Origin of the sequence: Citrobacter sp. wls714 (assembly GCF_005281025.1) — a bacterium.
In the GTDB taxonomy this organism is placed as follows: Bacteria; Pseudomonadota; Gammaproteobacteria; order Enterobacterales; family Enterobacteriaceae; genus Citrobacter; species Citrobacter werkmanii.
Window position 1 is genome coordinate 72,416 of record NZ_SZWZ01000075.1, and the last position, 17,879, is coordinate 90,294.

Here is a 17,879-nt window from a genome sequence, read left to right on the forward strand (position 1 = left end):
ATCAGGATGCGGGAATAACCTGCGGTTTGTTCCCGCTCAACTCTGCGACCAGATCGTTGATACCGTCGCTCATATTGGTAAAGCGGGTCAGCGGAGAACGGGTCACCACGACAAACGCCCCGACATTTTGCTGCGGGATCATCGCCATATAGGTAATGAAACCGCCACCACCACCGGTTTTTTGAATAATTCCCGGACGACCATTCTTCGGCGCCATATACACCCAGCCCAAACCAAGCGCATCGGCTTTGCCCGGAACGTCCATCCCTATCACTTTGGTTAACTGTGTACGCTGATAAATCAGCGTCTGCATACGGTCGGCTTGCTGGCTACGATGATAAAAATCAGAAGAAAGATACTGTTGCATCCAGCGCATCATATCGCCAGGCGTTGAATAGACGCCGCCGCTGCCCATCGCCGCCAGGGTATTGTTACAAGGGCTGGCGCCTTTTTCCGCGACCATCAGGCGTCTGCACTGATCGGGTGACGGGGTAAAGGTGGTGTCTTTCATCCCCAGCGGTCGGGTAATTTTTTCTTCAAACAGTTGCGGATAAGGCTTACCGGCAGCAGAGCCCAGCGCGTCGGCCAGCAGGTCGAATGCCAGATTTGAATAAGAAGCCTGCGATCCTGGCGCTGCTTTAAGCGTAGCGGTTGAGAGATAGCTCCAGCGCTGCTCGCGGGTTGGCCAGACAAACACCGGGCGCTTTGCTGCGCCGCCAGGCTGTTCGCGCGGTAGCGCGCTGGTATGCGTCGCCAGATTCACCAGCGTGATCGGCGTGCCCTGATAAGTCGGCACGCGTGCGCCAGGTGGTGCATATTTACTCAATGGATCGTTGAGTTTAACTGTGCCTTGATCGAGTAATTTCACCAGCACTTCGCTGGTCATTAATTTGGTGATAGAGGCAATGCGAATCACGGAATCCAGTTGTGGATGAACATTATTGCCGGGGCGCGTTTCGCCGAAGCTGCGAAATACGCGTTGATTACCATCAATCACCACGAGCGCCATCCCCGTAGCACCACTGCCGTAAAATATATGGTCGGCATAACGATCGACGATATCAGAGGCGAAGACCGGATCGGTTATAGGCTGTGCCGCCTGGACAGATGTCAATGACGCCGCACACAGCGCGGCAGAAAAAAGCAGACTACGTTTCAACGGTGGTGTCCATGAGTTAGAAAAAGTGAAAAAGGATGTCGTGCGTATGCGTATTTATACTACTCAACGGCGTATTGCAAAGCGCTTATCAGCCAATGATAGTGTGAAAAACGTAACGATGAGTAAACGTGAGCGTTTCCCTGATTGTGGATGTTCGCTTTTGTGATCTCACGCTGTGATAATCTGCACATGCTGGAACGTTATCGAGTGTGAAAACCACAGAAACAATTCTTCATCACCGGGGGGCGAACTATGTGCCGCGGTTCTGGTCACAATTGTCGGTTTCAGCTTGTGTTTTTGGGCGTAAGCCGTCTCGCCACCGCACTTCACGGAGGCAAATGCACAGCAGTCGTCATAACGATAAGAAGTTAGCAGGAGAGCATTATGTTTAAGTCTTTTTTCCCAAAGCCGGGACCATTCTTTATTTCGGCATTTATTTGGGCACTGGTCGCTGTTGTATTCTGGCAAGCAGGTGGGGGAGCCTGGGTTGCACGCATTACCGGCGCGTCGGGGGATGTACCGATTAGCGCAGCGCGTTTCTGGTCGCTGGATTACCTGATTTTTTATGCTTACTACATTCTTTGTGTCGGGATGTTCGCGCTATTCTGGTTTCTCTACAGCCCGCACCGCTGGCAGTATTGGTCCATTCTGGGTACCTCACTGATAATTTTTGTAACCTGGTTTCTGGTTGAGGTTGGCGTTGCCGTCAACGCTTGGTATGCGCCATTCTACGATCTCATTCAAACCGCGCTCAGCGCACCGCATAAGGTGAAAATTGAGCAGTTTTATAATGAAGTGGGCATCTTTCTCGGTATTGCGCTGATTGCCGTGGTCATTGGCGTGATGAACAATTTCTTCGTCAGCCACTATGTGTTCCGCTGGCGCACAGCGATGAACGAACACTATATGGCGCACTGGCAGCATCTGCGGCATATCGAAGGCGCAGCACAGCGTGTGCAGGAAGACACCATGCGTTTTGCCTCCACGCTGGAAAATATGGGCGTTAGCTTTATCAACGCGATTATGACGCTGATTGCTTTCTTACCGGTACTGGTTACGCTGTCGGCGCATGTTCCTGATCTGCCGATTATCGGACATGTCCCTTATGGGCTGGTGATTGCCGCGATTGTCTGGTCGCTGATGGGAACCGGCTTGCTGGCGGTAGTCGGGATCAAACTTCCGGGACTGGAGTTTAAAAACCAGCGCGTGGAAGCGGCTTACCGTAAAGAACTGGTATACGGTGAAGATGATGCCAGTCGTGCGACGCCGCCGACGGTGCGTGAACTGTTCCATGCGGTACGGCAAAACTATTTCCGTCTCTATTTCCACTATATGTATTTTAACATCGCCCGTATTCTGTACCTGCAGGTTGATAACGTTTTCGGTTTGTTCCTGCTGTTTCCGTCGATTGTTGCCGGTACGATAACGCTCGGTTTGATGACGCAAATTACCAACGTATTTGGCCAGGTGCGCGGCTCGTTCCAATATCTGATTAACTCCTGGACAACGTTAGTTGAACTGATGTCTATTTATAAGCGTCTGCGCAGCTTTGAACGCGAGCTTGATGGCCAGGATATTCAGCAAGTGACCCATACTCTTAGTTAACAAAAGGAGATGTTATGTCGACGGTTTCCCGTCTTTACCCCTTGTCTGGGCTGGCCGCATTGGTGTTGGTGGGATGTAGTAGCCAACCCGCGCAGCCGTTAAAAAAAGGGGAGAAAGCCGTCGATGTGGCGAGCGTGGTGCGCCAGAAAATGCCCGCCAGCGTGAAAGACCGGGATGCGTGGGCGCAGGATCTGGCGAAGACGTTTGAAAGTCAGAAGCTGGCGCCGACGGTTGAAAACATCTGTTCGGTGCTGGCGGTCGCGCAACAGGAGTCAAACTACCAGGCCGATCCGGCGGTTCCAGGCTTAAGTAAAATCGCCTGGAAAGAGATCGACCGTCGCGCCGAGCGCATGCATATTCCGCTGTTTGTGGTGCACACTGCGCTGAAGATTAACTCCCCAACGGGGAAAAGCTACAGTGAGCGTCTGGATACGGTGAAGACGGAAAAACAGCTTAGTGCCATCTTTGATGATTTCATCAATATGGTACCGATGGGGCAGACGCTGTTTGGTTCACTGAATCCGGTGCATACCGGCGGACCGATGCAGGTCAGCATTGCGTTTGCCGAGCAGCACGCCAGCGGCTATCCATGGAAAATGGCAGGGACGGTCCGTCAGGAAGTGTTCAGCCGACGCGGCGGACTGTGGTTTGGCACTTATCATCTGCTCAATTATCCGGCGAATTACAGTGCGCCAATTTTCCGCTTTGCAGATTTTAATGCCGGCTGGTACGCCAGCCGCAATGCGGCTTTTCAGAATGCAGTCAGTAAAGCCAGCGGAGTGAAGCTGGCGCTGGACGGGGATTTAATTCTCTATGGCAGCAGCGAGCCGGGCAAAACGGAGCTGGCGGTACGCAAGCTGGCCGGGAAGCTGGAGATGAGCGAGAGTGAGATCCACCGGCAACTGCAAAAGGGCGATAGCCTGGCCTTTGAAGAGACTGCGCTGTACGAGAAGGTCTATAAGCTGGCGGAAGCGAAGAGCGGTAAATCACTACCGCGTGAAATGCTGCCTGGTATTCAGTTGGAAAGCCCGAAGATCACGCGTAATCTGACGACCGCGTGGTTTGCTAAACGCGTGGACGATCGTCGGGCGAAGTGTATGGCTCAGTCATCGTTATGATGACGGCGGCGCCAGCGGATAATTATCGCGACGGCGCCAAGAATCAGGCTCCCGACCAGGAAGGGGATCAGCCCAAACAGGGTACCGACGCCTAAACCAATTTCAACCCGTGGGCGCCCTGTCTCTTGCATTTGCAACTGCATCAACTGCTCATAGATGCCGGGTGCGTGGGCCAGCAGATTTAAAATCTGCGCGCCTGCCCAAAAGCAAAACAGCACAAATACGGCATACGCAATGTTGCCGGGCAGGGAGGAGGTATCCCGATGCTTGCCCTTAAACAGGGATTTTGAGAGCGTAAAATCAGCCATAAAGACCTCCGGAAATAACCTGCTTTTTGGCGTAATGCCTGTAACTGACTGTGAGTCTGACAGGTGATTAGGATTGTCAATATCAGAATGTTGGTAATTTCAGGTGGAGATTATTCCTGGATTTCGGTTATTTGTGGTGCGTCACAATTATTTAACCTTAAGTGAAATTAAGTTACATTTCAGAAATTCCGCATATGCCACAGACGGCCACGGGGAAATGTGCGAGGATGCTTTTTCATGTTGTATATCCACCGGAGCCGTTATGAACCTGCCTGTAAAAATCCGCCGAGACTGGCACTACTATGCCTTCGCTATTGGGCTTATCTTTATTCTGAATGGCGTGGTGGGGTTATTAGGTTTTGAAGCGCAGGGATGGCAAACCTATGCGGTGGGGCTGGTTACCTGGATAATTAGCTTTTGGCTGGCCGGATTAATTATCCGTCGCCGCGTGGAAAATGAAGATGATGAAGCGAAGGATGCCCAATAGTTATCAGGCATCCTTGCGGGTTTACATACTGGTTTTCAGCGCGCTATCCGCAGCGTGGCGTTCCAACGCCAGTTCGATCAGGCGAGTGATCAAATCGGTGTAGCCTAAGCCGCTCGCCTGCCACAGTTTTGGATACATACTGATGTTAGTGAAGCCCGGCAGCGTGTTGATCTCATTGATCACAACGTTGTTTTCTGCGGTTAGGAATACATCTACGCGCGCCATGCCAGCACATCCTAACGTCTGGTACGCTTGAATGGCGATCTCGCGGATCTTGTCGTTAATTTCTGGTGCGATCGCTGCCGGAACAACTACTTTGGCACCGTTATCGTCAATGTATTTGGTGTCATAAGCGTAAAAATCACTGTTCAACACGATCTCACCACAGGTACTGGCCTGCGGATGATCGTTGCCCAGTACTGCACATTCGATCTCGCGACCTTTGATCCCTTGCTCCACCACGACTTTATGATCGAATTCAAATGCCAGCGCGACGGCCTGGTTGTATTGCGCTTCACTGGTCACTTTGCTAACGCCAACGGACGACCCCTGGTTGGCGGGTTTTACAAACAGCGGCAGGCCCAGGCGGGATTCCACCTCAGCAAAGCTAATGTTGTTACGATTGGCGCGAGTAAGTGTAATAAATGGCGCGATATTTAATCCGGCATCGCGCAACAGACGTTTGGTCACGTCTTTATCCATACAGGCCGCAGATCCCAGGACATCAGAACCGACGAACGGCAGATTCGCCACGCGCAGCATACCCTGCAAAGAGCCATCTTCACCCAGCGTACCGTGTACGATCGGAAAAATAACATCGACCGTTGGCAGCGGCTGACCGTTTTGCGCATCGATCAACTGGTGCTCTTGTTTACCTGGAACCTGAGCCAGGCTGGTTGTGGAAGGACGCAGCGCAATGTGCGCCGGATCGTCTGAATTGAGCAGATAGTTACTGGCATCGCTAACGTGCCATTGCCCTTGTTTATCAATACCTAACAGCACAACGTCAAAGCGAGTCTTGTCGATGGCATCGACAATATTTTTTGCCGATTGCAATGACACTTCATGTTCCGCTGATTTACCACCAAATACGATTCCTACCCGCAACTTTGCCATCTTAAAAACCCATTCCTTGAATGCAAAGCACATACATTACCACGACAAAACGCAGGTTTCCTCGGCTTCTGGCAGATTGTTTTGCTGGGCAACAGGGGAATAGATAAGCGCAAACGCGCAGATCTCGCATCAAGCATAATTCCCTGCTTGTATTGTGGGTTTGGTGTGAGGCGTATCACAAATATGATGAGCGGGAAGATAAAACTCTAAACTGTGATACATCGCACCTGTTGACCCTTATTTGGCTAAGTAATTTGTTAAGCTGCTCGCAGTTTTCAGCTACTTATCGTTATGAGTCCCTATGGAATCCTGGAGAGTAAACCTTATTTCCGTCTGGTTTGGATGCTTTTTTACCGGGCTGGCGATTAGCCAAATCCTGCCTTTTTTACCGCTCTACATCTCCCAATTGGGCGTCACCTCGCATGAAGCTCTCTCAATGTGGTCCGGATTAACGTTCAGCGTCACCTTCCTTATTTCAGCTATTGTTTCTCCGATGTGGGGCAGTTTAGCCGATCGTAAAGGACGCAAACTGATGCTGTTACGAGCCTCGCTGGGGATGGCGATTGCGATTTTACTGCAGGCATTTGCCACTAACGTCTGGCAGCTTTTTCTGCTGCGCGGGGTGATGGGGTTAACCTCAGGCTATATTCCGAACGCAATGGCGTTGGTAGCGTCACAGGTTCCGCGTGAACGCAGCGGATGGGCATTGAGCACGCTTTCTACGGCGCAAATTAGTGGCGTTATTGGCGGACCGTTAATGGGAGGCTTTATTGCCGACCATATTGGGTTACGGGCGGTATTCTGTATTACCGCGGCTTTGTTGGTGGTTAGTTTCCTTGTCACGCTGTTTTTGATCAAAGAGGGCGTGCGCCCGACGACCAAAAAAAGCGAACGACTGAGCGGGAAGGCCGTCTTTGCCTCCTTGCCTTATCCGGCGCTGGTGATCAGCCTGTTTTTTACGACGATGGTAATTCAACTGTGTAACGGCTCTATCGGTCCTATTCTGGCGTTATTTATCAAATCAATGGTGCCAGACAGCAGCAATATTGCCTTTCTCAGCGGGTTGATTGCCTCAGTACCTGGCATCTCGGCCCTGATTTCCGCGCCGCGGCTTGGCAAATTAGGTGACCGTATTGGTACTGAGCGGATTTTAATGGCGACGTTAATCTTTGCCGTCGTGCTGTTTTTCGCTATGTCGTGGGTCACCACGCCATTGCAGTTGGGGATATTACGTTTCCTGCTCGGCTTTGCCGACGGCGCGATGTTGCCGGCGGTACAGACGCTGCTGGTGAAATACTCCAGCGATCAGATAACCGGGCGTATCTTTGGTTATAACCAATCATTTATGTACCTTGGCAACGTCGCCGGGCCATTAATGGGAGCAACGGTATCAGCCATGGCGGGGTTCCGCTGGGTCTTCATCGCTACGGCGAGTATTGTACTGATTAACATCTGGCAGTTGGCCATCGCATTGCGACGTCGGCGTCACGCGAGCTGACTATCTGATAAACAACGCTGCCCGTCGGCGTTGTTTATCTATAATTTTGCATTATATCTCTGTGTGATTATTCATCCTTTTACCTTTTTATATTGAAGGATTTTGTTTTAAGGCTCATCTCTTCCTTATTTTGTGATGTGATTGTTTTCGCAAATAGTTTAATTTCTTCTAAAAATAAAACTTTTATCACCTAGGCAGTAGTGAGCCTTAATGTTAACGTGGCTTATATTTTGTTAAGGGAATACGCAAATGAAAAATCTCGTCACTGAGTTGTTGCTTAAGCTCGCCCAAAAAGAAGAAGAGTCACAAAACCTGGCGGCGCAGGTCGAAACGTTAGAGCAGGTCATCACCGAAATGCTGCGCAATATGGCGTGGAGCGATCGGCAAATAGTGCTGCGTCAAATTGAAGGTGCTCTGGCAGGCGTAAACCGTGTGCCAACGTTTATGACGACCCTCCATAATGCTGGCGAGAGCGTGCCAAAAGCGTTTTGAGTAATCCGAGGGGGCACCCACAAATTATCATAAAAGTGTCACATCAAATACTTATAGTCGCTTTGTTTTAATTTTACCGTATTTATACATGGAGAAAATAAAGTGAAACAAAGCGCACTCGTGATTGCCCTGTTACCTTTGCTGTTTACCCCGGTTATTAATGCAGAAACATCTACCGTAGCGGTTATGGATAATCGTGCCGCTCAGGGTGATATCACCACGCCAGGCGGTGCCCGCCGATTGTCAGCCGATCAAACGGCAGCGCTGCGTGAATCTCTGAACGATAAGCCTGCTAAAAATATAATTTTATTGATTGGCGATGGCATGGGTGATTCAGAAATAACGGCCGCACGAAATTATGCCGAAGGCGCGGGCGGTTTTTTTAAAGGTATTGATGCTTTACCGTTGACCGGGCAATACACGCACTATGCGTTAGATAAGAAAACGGGCAAACCGGATTATGTGACGGACTCTGCGGCCTCAGCGACGGCATGGACCACCGGGGTTAAAACCTATAACGGCGCCCTGGGCGTTGATATCCATGAAAAAGATCATGCAACAATTTTGGAAATGGCAAAAGCGGCAGGTCTGGCGACGGGCAACGTTTCTACCGCTGAATTGCAGGATGCTACCCCAGCAGCGCTGGTTGCTCATGTCACTTCGCGTAAGTGCTATGGTCCAGGCGTGACCCGTGAAAAATGCCCAACCAATGCGCTGGAAAAAGGCGGCAAAGGGTCAATTACAGAACAGTTGCTGAATGCCCGGCCTGACGTCACGTTGGGCGGTGGGGCAAAAACGTTTGCTGAAACCGCTGCGGCAGGGGAGTGGCAGGGTAAAACGTTGCGTGAACAAGCCCAGGCGCGCGGTTATCAGATAGTAAGTGATGCCGAGACGCTGGCAGCGATTACCGAAGCTAACCAGGATAAGCCGTTGCTGGGCCTGTTCTCCGACGGCAATATGCCGGTGCGCTGGGAAGGTCCGAAAGCGTCCTATCATGGCAATCTGGATAAACCGGTGGTGACCTGTACGCCAAATCCAAAGCGTGATGACACCGTGCCGACGCTGGCGCAGATGACGGATAAAGCGATTGAGCTATTAAGCAAAAATGAGAAAGGTTTCTTCCTGCAAGTGGAAGGAGCATCCATCGATAAACAGGATCACGCCGCCAACCCGTGTGGACAGATTGGCGAAACGGTTGATCTGGACGAAGCGGTGCAGCGTGCGCTTGCCTTTGCGAAGCAAGATGGCAACACCCTGGTGGTGGTAACCGCTGACCACGCACATGCCAGCCAGATTGTCGCACCTGATACCAAAGCACCTGGTCTGACTCAGGCGTTGAACACCAAAGATGGCGCGGTGATGGTCATCAGCTACGGCAATTCTGAAGAGGAATCTCAGGAGCACACCGGTAGCCAGTTGCGCATCGCCGCTTATGGCCCGCATGCGGCGAATGTAGTCGGCCTGACCGATCAAACTGACCTGTTTTACACTATGAAAGCGGCGTTAGGTCTGAAGTAACCCTGCCCCCGGTGACAATAGTTTTGCCGCCGGGTGGTATTTTTATTGTTAGCAGCCAAACTTACCTGTGTGTCGTCGTTCAGAAAAGGATGGTGCTATGAAAATTACATTATTAATGACGCTGCTCTTTGGACTGGTTTTTTTAACTACCGTCGGTGCTGCCGAGAAGACGTTAACCCCGCAACAACAGCGTATGACCACCTGCAATCAGCAGGCAACGGCGCAGGCCTTAAAAGGGGATGCGCGAAAGACGTATATGAGTGATTGCCTGAAAAACAGCAAATCTGCGCCTGAGGAAAAGAGTTTAACCCCACAGCAGCAGAAGATGCGTGAATGCAACGTCAAGGCGACGGAGCAGTCACTGAAAGGCGATGATCGTAACAAGTTTATGAGCGCTTGCCTGAAAAAAGCTGCGTAGCACTTACGGGTGAGCAGGTAAAAACGCTCACCCGAAATTTCATACTCCCGCCAGCAGACCCCTACCTATAATTTGGGAAATTTGTTTCAGAATGTTCCCAAATACGATGAATGATGAAAACTTTTTCCAAAAGAAGGTCGTCGCGGATGAAGCGTTTATATCACTTCATCAAAACGACCACCAACGTTCCGGTCTGCGATTTGCCCGACGGATCAGGCTGCCGCGAGCGGTGGGATTGGGGGGAATGTTTTTCCCTATCGCGTCGGTATTAGTTTCCCAGCCCATTACCGGAGGCTGGTGGCTGTTGCTGGTGGGATGGGCATTCGTCTGGCCACATCTGGCCTGGCAGTTGGCAAGTAAAGCAGACGATCCTCTGCATAGTGAATTTACCAATTTAAAAGCCGATGCCATCCTCGCCGGGATGTGGCTGGGAATTATGGGGGCAAACCTGTTGCCGTCGACGGCGCTGCTCATGATTACTTGCATCAACCTGATGGGCGCTGGGGGAATGCGAGTATTCCTCGCGGGCGTCGTGTTGATGGCGGTGTCATGTCTGGTGACGTTACAGTTAACCGATATTCCCGTCGCTGTTAGCAGCGGTCAACTGAGCGTGGTGTTATCACTGCCGGTACTGGTGATGTATCCGCTGCTGTTTGCCTGGGTCAGCTATCAGACGGTCATCAAGCTGGCGGAACATAAACGCCGCTTACAGGTGATGAGTACGCGAGATGGGATGACCGGCGTTTATAACCGACGTCACTGGGAGCTGTTGCTACGTAATGAATTTGATAATTGCCGCCGCTACCAGCGTGACGCCACGTTGCTTATTATTGATATCGACCATTTTAAGAGCATCAATGATACCTGGGGTCATGACGTCGGGGATCAGGCCATTGTCGCGCTGACCCGTCAGTTGCAGATGACTTTACGCGGCAGCGACGTGATCGGGCGTTTTGGTGGTGATGAGTTTGCGGTGATTATGTGCGGCACGCCGGCAACCAGCGCAATTGCGGCCATGTCGCGCGTGCATGAACGACTTAGTCAGTTGCGTTTATCCTGCGCTCCGCAGGTTGCCTTGCGTATTAGCGTTGGCGTAGCGCCGCTGACTTCTGAAACTGAGCATTATCGGGAATGGTTAAAATCAGCAGATATGGCGCTTTACAAAGCAAAGAATTCCGGACGTAACCGCACTGAAGCGGCGGCCTGACGTCCGGTGATATTAACTCAGGATCGGCTGAGTTTTTCTGACTGTTCCATGCACTTAACCATCGCTTCAATCACTGATGAACGGAAACCACGTTCTTCCAGGACACGCACCGCTTCGATAGTGGTTCCGCCTGGCGAGCACACCATATCCTTCAGTTCCCCTGGATGTTTACCCGTTTCCAGCACCATTTTTGCCGAGCCCATTACCGCTTGCGCTGCGAATTTATAAGCCTGCGCACGGGGCATTCCCCCCTGAACGGCAGCATCCGCCATCGCTTCGATAAACATAAAGACATAGGCCGGTGCAGAACCGCTGACGCCGACCACCGGGTGAATCATCGATTCTGCAATCACTTCGGCTTCGCCAAAGCAGCGGAAGATATTCAGTACGTCGGCCGTATCTTCCGGCGTTACTAAGGCGTTCGGCGTGACGGAGGTCATTCCGGCATTAACCAGTGACGGGGTATTTGGCATTGCGCGAATGATTTTGCGGTCATGACCCAGTGCGCGGGCGAGCTGATCGAGGGTAACGCCAGCGGCAATCGAGACAACCAGAGAGTCTTTGTTCAGGCTGGAGGTGATTTCACTCAGCACCTTAATCATGATGCCTGGTTTTACGGCCCCAAAAACAATGTCGGCGATTTGGGCAACTTCTTGCGCAGACTGCGCTGCATTAATACCGTACTGGTCGTGCAACGCAGCGACCTTATCAGGGGAAGGGGTATAGACCCAGATTTGTCCCGGGAGAACCTGGCCGCTGGCGATCATGCCGCCAAGAATTGCTTTGCCCATATTACCGCAGCCGATAAAACCAATTTTTTTGTCCATCTTGTCACTCCCTATGGATGATATTCATTGTTTTATACCCGTCATACTTCAAGTTGCATGTGCGTTGGCTGCGTTCGCTCACCCGAATCACTTACCAGAGTAAGCTCATCGGGACTCACTCTCTTGCCGCCTGCCTGCAACCCGAATTATTTAGGGTAAATCTGGGAAAGCTAAGCTTAGCGCGGAATGAATATGTGCAGAAGGAGAAACAGCACTTTGCCTGCAAGTAAAAGCACGAGACAATGCGCGATTACACACGAGTGGGGAGAGATTATGACAATATGGGTGGATGCCGACGCGTGTCCGAACGTGATTAAAGAAATTTTATACCGCGCCTCTGAGCGCATGCAGATGCCGCTTATTCTGGTGGCGAACCAGAGTTTGCGCGTCCCGTCTTCGCGTTTTATTCGTACATTACGCGTTCCCGCCGGGTTTGACGTCGCTGATAACGAGATTGTGCGACAATGTAGCGCCGGTGATTTAGTGATAACGGCGGATATTCCACTGGCTGCTGAAGCCATTGAAAAAGGGGCAGCAGCGCTTAATCCACGCGGCGAACGTTATACCGAAGCGACGATCCGCGAACGTCTGATGATGCGTGATTTTATGGATACGCTACGTGCCAGCGGCATCCAGACCGGGGGACCAGATAGCCTTTCTCCCCGCGACCGGCAGCATTTTGCGGCTGAGCTGGATAAGTGGTGGCTGGAAGTTCAGCGCAGAAAATAACACCTGTAATTTATTTCTTACACTTTCATCCCTGTGAATTCTTGTTATAGTAGGGGTTAATTGACGACATCACTCTTTCTGTAATTTTTTCTTTACGTTTTGGTGGTGTACTAGTTTGATGATATGATTATATCTTTAATAGCATCAGATCCCGCTTGTCGGCGGCTCTCTGGGGAAATTCTGTGATGACGCAACCTCTTTTTCTTGTTGGCCCCCGGGGGTGTGGTAAAACGACAACCGGTATGGCGCTGGCGAAGGCTATCGATTACCAGTTTGTTGATACCGATCGCTGGTTGCAATCGCACGTACAGATGACCGTGGCGGAAATTGTCGAAAGAGAAGGATGGGAAGGGTTTCGTGCCCAGGAAACAGCCGCTCTGCAGGCCGTCACGGCTCCGACAACGGTTGTCGCGACCGGTGGCGGTATCATTCTAACCGAATTTAATCGTCACTACATGCGTAGCCACGGCGTGGTTATCTATTTAAGCGCGCCAGTATCGGTACTGGTAGATCGTCTGGAGGCGACGCCTGAAGAGGGGTTGCGCCCGACCTTAACCGGCAAGCCGTTGACCGAAGAAGTAGAGGAAGTGCTTGCCCAGCGCGATGTTCTGTACCGTGAGGCCGCGCATTATATTATTGATGCGACCAATCCGCCTTCGCAGGTGGTGGACGACATTCTTGGGATACTGTCGCAGGCAGCGCCACGGTTACAGGGTGGTGTCTATACTTAAAGCTCATTCAGACAAAAGGAAGAGCTATGCCGACAAAACCACCTTATCCGCGTCAGGCGACCATTGTAACGGTTGAAAAGGGGACGCCAGGCCAGACGGTAACCTGGTATCAACTTCGTGCCGATCACCCAGAACCGAATTCGTTGATCAGTGAGCATCCTTCCGCTCAGGAAGCCATGGATGCTAAAAAGCGCTATGAGGATCCCGACAAAACCTGATGTCGGACACCGCCCGGGCAGGTGTCTGAAAAGGCCCAGTACGGGCGTACATCACATTTTTTTAAATATCGCGATATACAGTAAAAATCGAAAATTAAACAATAACAATACAGTACTGGAATGATTTGGAATCTTTACAAAATAGACCGCCGATCTGCTGCTACGCTTTTGAGCGTTTGTAGCACAGGTCAGCGCCCGGCAATGATTCGGGAATTCACAGCAAAGTAAGAAGACGGTGGAGCAAAAAATGGGTACGTCGTTGGCTATCCTCACGATTGGCGTGGTGCCGATGAGTGAGGTGTTACCGCTCCTGACGGAATATATTGATGAGCAGCACATTACTCACCACAGTCTGCTGGGACAGATGCGGCGAGAGGATGTGATGGCTGAGTACGGGGTCTCTCCCGGTGACGAGCCGCTCTTAACGCTGCTCTGCGACCATCAACTTGCCCATGTTTCGCGCCAGAAAGTGGAACGCTCACTGCAGGGTATTGTAGAAGTGCTCGACAATCAGGGCTTTGACGTGATCCTGCTGATGAGTACGGCTTCAATTGCCCGCCTGACCGCCCGCAAGAGTATGCTGCTGGAACCTTTACGTATCATTCCTCCGCTGGTCGCCTCGATTGTGGAAGGGCATCAGGTTGGGGTTATTGTCCCCGTCACGGAATTGCTCAAAGCCCAGACGCAAAAATGGCAGGTGTTACAAACGCCGCCAGTGTATGCCGTGGCGAATCCGATTCACGGTTCCGAACAACAACTGATTGATGCCGGTAAAGAATTGCTTGAGCAAGGTGCAGATGTGATCATGCTGGATTGTCTGGGCTTTAATCAACGTCATCGCGATTTACTGCAAAAATCGCTGGATGTCCCGGTTCTGCTGTCCAATGTGCTGATCGCCCGACTGGCTTCGGAATTGCTCGCGTAATTTTGCGTGACAGGTGGAACGCCTGCCCCCTATATTGGTTGTTAACTTAATCACAAGATAGGGCCAGTTGTATGCTTCAAAGTAATGAATACTTTTCCGGCAAAGTAAAATCCATCGGTTTTACCAGCAGCAGTACTGGCCGTGCCAGTGTTGGCGTGATGGCCGAAGGTGAATACACCTTTGGTACTGCGGCACCTGAAGAGATGACGGTCGTCAGCGGCGCACTTAACGTGCTGTTGCCAGGGGAAACTGAGTGGAAAGTCTATGCCGCAGGGGACGTGTTTAATGTACCAGGCAGTAGCGAGTTTCATCTGCAGGTGGCAGAGCCAACATCCTATCTTTGCCGCTACCTGTAAGCGTAAAAATGACGAATGGCGACATTGAGCCGCCATTCGGTAAACACGGTTTAACGTTGCGCTTCGCCGCCTAATCCTTCCACCAGACTTTTAATCAGCGCCGCCAGTTCCCCCGTCATCAGGATGAAATCGGCATCAAAACGCTGAGCGTAGTCCTCGCGGTCGATATCTTCGTTTTGATCGCGCAACTCGTCGCTAAACTTCAGACGCTTAATCGAGCCGTCGTCACACATCACGAACTGAATGCGCTGCTGCCAGTCGAGCGCCAGCTTGGTGACCAGTTTGCCCGCTTCGATATGTACGGCGATTTCGTCGCAGACCAGATCCTGTTTTTTCGCGCGGATCACGCCGCCGTCTTCAAGGATCGCTTTCAGTTCGGCTTCATCCAGCAACTGGAAGCCCTGTGCCGTTGTACCGGAGCGAACCCATTCGGTCAGCGTCAGCTCAATCGGGTTTTCCATCGTCAGCGGAACAACCGGCAGCGAGCCAAGGCTCTTACGCAGCAGCGCCAGCGTATCTTCCGCTTTCTTCGCACTCGCACAATCAACCATGATCAGATCGTTAACGGTGTCGATCCACATCATCGTTTGGCTGAAGCGGCTAAAAGCGCGCGGCAGCAATGAGTGCAGAACTTCATCTTTCAGCGAGTCTTTTTCGGTCTTCTTAAGCTTACGACCTTGCTCAGCTTCCAGTTTGAATATTTTGGCTTCCAGCGCCTGTTTGATAACCGGCGACGGCAGAATTTTTTCTTCTTTGCGGGCACAGATAATAATTTGGCCATTGGCGGTATGCGTTAATGCATCGCTGTGCGATCCCATCGGCGGAACCCAGCCCATTTTTGCCATATCCTGGCTACCGCAGGGAGTGAACGTCATTGATGCCAGCTGTTTTTCCATCTCTTCGGCACGCAAAGAAACATCGCGGCTAAGACGGTAAACCATTAAATTTTTGAACCACAGCATGATAATTTCCACGGCCTTGTCGTTAAATCCAGCGGGCATGATAGCGAATTGTCGCTATGCTTGCATTGTTAATCGGGAAGAGGAGCAAACAGTGCGTATAGGTATCGATTTGGGCGGTACAAAAACGGAAGTTATTGCGCTTGGCGATGCAGGCGAGCAGCTTTTTCGCCATCGCCTGCCCACACCGCGTGAGGATTATCGGCAAACGATAGAAACCATTGCCGCGCTGGTGGAGATGGCGGAGCTGGCTACCGGGCAAACGGGAACCGTGGGGATGGGGATCCCCGGTTCAATTTCGCCTTACACTGGGGTAGTCAAGAATGCCAACTCAACCTGGCTTAACGGGCAACCCTTTGATAAAGACTTAAGTATGCGTTTGAAGCGTGAAGTGCGCCTGGCGAATGATGCCAATTGCCTGGCGGTTTCTGAAGCGGTGGATGGCGCGGCGGCAGGGGCGCAAACCGTGTTTGCGGTAATTATTGGCACCGGATGCGGCGCGGGTGTGGCGTTGAATGGTCGGGCGCACACGGGTGGCAACGGTACCGCGGGCGAGTGGGGGCATAATCCGCTGCCGTGGATGGACGAAGATGAGCTGCGTTATCGCCAGGAAGTACCCTGCTATTGCGGCAAGCAAGGCTGCATTGAAACCTTTATTTCCGGGACCGGTTTTGCCACCGACTACCAGCGTCTGAGCGGTAAGTCGCTCAAGGGCAACGACATTATCGATCTGGTTAACGTACGGGATGCTGTGGCGGAGCAGGCATTGAGCCGCTATGAGCTGCGTCTGGCGAAATCACTGGCACATGTGGTGAATATTCTCGATCCGGACGTCATTGTGCTGGGGGGCGGAATGAGCAATGTTGACCGACTGTATCAAAACGTTCCGACGTTGATGAAGCAGTTTGTCTTTGGCGGCGAATGCGAAACGCCCCTACGCAAGGCGCTACACGGTGACTCCAGCGGCGTACGCGGTGCGGCCTGGCTGTGGCCGCAGGCGTAATCTGTTTTACGTCGCGGGTGCAATTTGTTGCACGCCGCGCTTCAGGTAACCGTAAATCAGCAGCGATGACATGGCGGAGAAAGACAGCAGCGCAGCCGGCAGCGTCACATAGTTGTAGGCAAAGCCCAGCGTCAGCATCATACCGCCGCACCAGGCGCCAATTGCGCTACCGAGGTTAAAGGCAATTTGCCCGCCTGCCGCGCCCAGTAGCTCACCTCCTTTAGCATTTTGCAGCAGCAAAATTTGCAGCGGTGCCGACAGAGCAAACAGGCCCGCGCAGCAAATAAAGGCGAAGGTCAGCGATGCGGCTTTGATACCGCCAAAGACAAAAAGCAGCAGCAGAACCAGCACAATGATGAAGTCGGTTATTACCGCAATGCGCAGCGGCGTATAGCGGCCAGATAGCCGACCGCTCAACAGATTCCCTAATACCATCCCCAATCCCACCAGCATCATGATGAAGGTCATCAGCGTTTCGGAAAAACCGGAGATGTACATCATGTACGGCTTAACGTAGCTGAACCAGGCGAAAACCCCGGCGTTGCCAAACATGGTGGCGGAAAAGATCAGCCACGGGGCGGGGCTTTTCAAAAAGTGAAATTGTTCGCGCAGATTCCCTTTCGCTTCATCGCTGATGTTGGGCACCCAAAAAGCTATCGAGACAATAACGGCGATATTAAAGACGGCTATCAACAGGAACGTATAGCGCCAGCTAAATTCCTGGCTCAGCCAGGTACCGACGGGAATGCCAATCAGATTGGCAACGGTCATCCCTGAAACCATGCCCGCGACGGCGGCGGTGACTTTTCCTGGGCGTGCCAGTTTCGACAGAATAATTGCCCCAACGCCAAAAAATGCGCCGTGCGGGAAGCCGGAAACCAGCCTGCCCACCGCCAGCATAAAATACGAGGAGGAGAGGGTGAAGATGGCGTTGCCAATCACGCATAGCGTGACCAAAAACAGCAGAATATGTTTTAGCGAAAAGCGGCTGGAAAAGAGCGCAATAATCGGCGCGCCCAGCACCACGCCAAAGGCGTAAAACGAAATCATATGACCCGCGGCCGGGATAGAAATGCCCACGTCCCGCGCCAATTCGGTGAGAACGCCCATGATGCCGAACTCTGCCATGCCCAGCCCAAATGTCCCCAGGGCTAAAGAGAAAATGACTTTTTTCATACCACCTGCCAACAAGAAAGACGCCGGAT

At 51.8% G+C, this 17,879-nt stretch carries 20 protein-coding genes; 14 read left to right on the forward strand and 6 right to left on the reverse strand.

Annotated features, from left to right (window positions below; genetic code table 11):
* Position 1 precedes the first annotated feature (1 nt).
* On the reverse strand, positions 2–1,159 hold the full coding sequence (gene ampH, locus FDX11_RS16145) for a D-alanyl-D-alanine-carboxypeptidase/endopeptidase AmpH (protein ID WP_137398231.1): 1,158 nt from the start codon (positions 1,157–1,159) through the stop codon (positions 2–4).
* 384 nt (positions 1,160–1,543) lie between these two features.
* Here ampH and sbmA point away from each other — a divergent pair, with 384 nt between their 5' ends.
* Positions 1,544–2,764, forward strand: coding sequence for a peptide antibiotic transporter SbmA (gene sbmA, locus FDX11_RS16150; protein WP_042310208.1), 1,221 nt, complete (start codon positions 1,544–1,546; stop codon positions 2,762–2,764).
* 14 nt (positions 2,765–2,778) lie between these two features.
* Positions 2,779–3,882, forward strand: coding sequence for a DUF1615 domain-containing protein (locus FDX11_RS16155; RefSeq protein WP_061381535.1), 1,104 nt, complete (start codon positions 2,779–2,781; stop codon positions 3,880–3,882).
* Here FDX11_RS16155 and FDX11_RS16160 read toward each other — a convergent pair.
* A complete protein-coding gene (locus FDX11_RS16160) occupies positions 3,867–4,190 on the reverse strand; it encodes a YaiY family protein (protein ID WP_061381536.1) in 324 nt (107 codons plus the stop codon). The genes FDX11_RS16155 and FDX11_RS16160 overlap by 16 nt on opposite strands.
* Positions 4,191–4,452: 262 nt before the next feature.
* Here FDX11_RS16160 and FDX11_RS16165 point away from each other — a divergent pair, with 262 nt between their 5' ends.
* On the forward strand, positions 4,453–4,677 hold the full coding sequence (locus FDX11_RS16165; RefSeq protein ID WP_038638102.1) for a DUF2754 domain-containing protein: 225 nt from the start codon (positions 4,453–4,455) through the stop codon (positions 4,675–4,677).
* Positions 4,678–4,698: 21 nt separating this feature from the next.
* On the opposite strand, the gene ddlA is transcribed toward FDX11_RS16165, so the two are convergent.
* Entirely contained in the window at positions 4,699–5,793 is a 1,095-nt protein-coding gene (gene ddlA, locus FDX11_RS16170; RefSeq protein ID WP_137398232.1) for a D-alanine--D-alanine ligase, read from the reverse strand.
* Between the two features lie 301 nt (positions 5,794–6,094).
* Here ddlA and FDX11_RS16175 point away from each other — a divergent pair, with 301 nt between their 5' ends.
* The 5 genes from FDX11_RS16175 (at position 6,095) to adrA (ending at position 10,926) form a co-directional block, all read left to right on the forward strand.
* Entirely contained in the window at positions 6,095–7,291 is a 1,197-nt protein-coding gene (locus tag FDX11_RS16175; RefSeq protein WP_137398233.1) for a multidrug efflux MFS transporter, read from the forward strand.
* Positions 7,292–7,540: 249 nt separating this feature from the next.
* Entirely contained in the window at positions 7,541–7,783 is a 243-nt protein-coding gene (locus FDX11_RS16180; protein WP_079225264.1) for a sigma-S stabilization anti-adapter protein IraP, read from the forward strand.
* Between the two features lie 102 nt (positions 7,784–7,885).
* Complete coding sequence (gene phoA, locus FDX11_RS16185) at positions 7,886–9,301, forward strand: alkaline phosphatase (RefSeq protein ID WP_137398234.1); 1,416 nt, start codon at positions 7,886–7,888, stop codon at positions 9,299–9,301.
* 97 nt (positions 9,302–9,398) lie between these two features.
* Positions 9,399–9,719, forward strand: coding sequence for a phosphate starvation-inducible protein PsiF (gene psiF / locus FDX11_RS16190; protein ID WP_038638114.1), 321 nt, complete (start codon positions 9,399–9,401; stop codon positions 9,717–9,719).
* 91 nt (positions 9,720–9,810) lie between these two features.
* A complete protein-coding gene (gene adrA, locus FDX11_RS16195; protein ID WP_061381538.1) occupies positions 9,811–10,926 on the forward strand; it encodes a diguanylate cyclase AdrA in 1,116 nt (371 codons plus the stop codon).
* A gap of 17 nt (positions 10,927–10,943) precedes the next feature.
* On the opposite strand, the gene proC is transcribed toward adrA, so the two are convergent.
* Positions 10,944–11,753 (reverse strand): pyrroline-5-carboxylate reductase, encoded by an 810-nt coding sequence (gene proC, locus FDX11_RS16200; protein WP_038638118.1) that lies wholly within the window; start codon positions 11,751–11,753, stop codon positions 10,944–10,946.
* 273 nt (positions 11,754–12,026) lie between these two features.
* Between proC and FDX11_RS16205 the strand changes: the two genes are divergently transcribed.
* The 5 genes from FDX11_RS16205 (at position 12,027) to ppnP (ending at position 14,712) form a co-directional block, all read left to right on the forward strand.
* Positions 12,027–12,482, forward strand: a complete 456-nt coding sequence (locus tag FDX11_RS16205) for a YaiI/YqxD family protein (protein ID WP_042310194.1) — start codon at positions 12,027–12,029, stop codon at positions 12,480–12,482.
* Between the two features lie 185 nt (positions 12,483–12,667).
* On the forward strand, positions 12,668–13,213 hold the full coding sequence (gene aroL, locus FDX11_RS16210) for a shikimate kinase AroL (protein ID WP_042310192.1): 546 nt from the start codon (positions 12,668–12,670) through the stop codon (positions 13,211–13,213).
* A gap of 26 nt (positions 13,214–13,239) precedes the next feature.
* Positions 13,240–13,431, forward strand: coding sequence for a protein YaiA (gene yaiA / locus FDX11_RS16215; RefSeq protein ID WP_042310190.1), 192 nt, complete (start codon positions 13,240–13,242; stop codon positions 13,429–13,431).
* 247 nt (positions 13,432–13,678) lie between these two features.
* Positions 13,679–14,356, forward strand: a complete 678-nt coding sequence (locus FDX11_RS16220) for an AroM family protein (RefSeq protein WP_061381539.1) — start codon at positions 13,679–13,681, stop codon at positions 14,354–14,356.
* Between the two features lie 71 nt (positions 14,357–14,427).
* A complete protein-coding gene (ppnP, locus tag FDX11_RS16225; protein WP_038638136.1) occupies positions 14,428–14,712 on the forward strand; it encodes a pyrimidine/purine nucleoside phosphorylase in 285 nt (94 codons plus the stop codon).
* A 50-nt stretch (positions 14,713–14,762) separates the two neighbouring features.
* On the opposite strand, the gene rdgC is transcribed toward ppnP, so the two are convergent.
* Entirely contained in the window at positions 14,763–15,674 is a 912-nt protein-coding gene (gene rdgC, locus FDX11_RS16230) for a recombination-associated protein RdgC (protein ID WP_003021479.1), read from the reverse strand.
* 91 nt (positions 15,675–15,765) lie between these two features.
* On the opposite strand from rdgC, the gene mak reads away from it, so the two are divergent.
* Positions 15,766–16,674, forward strand: coding sequence for a fructokinase (gene mak, locus FDX11_RS16235; RefSeq protein WP_137398235.1), 909 nt, complete (start codon positions 15,766–15,768; stop codon positions 16,672–16,674).
* A gap of 6 nt (positions 16,675–16,680) precedes the next feature.
* Here the strand turns inward: mak and araJ are convergent, their stop codons facing one another.
* Positions 16,681–17,850, reverse strand: a complete 1,170-nt coding sequence (gene araJ, locus FDX11_RS16240; protein ID WP_137398279.1) for an MFS transporter AraJ — start codon at positions 17,848–17,850, stop codon at positions 16,681–16,683.
* Positions 17,851–17,879 lie beyond the last annotated feature (29 nt).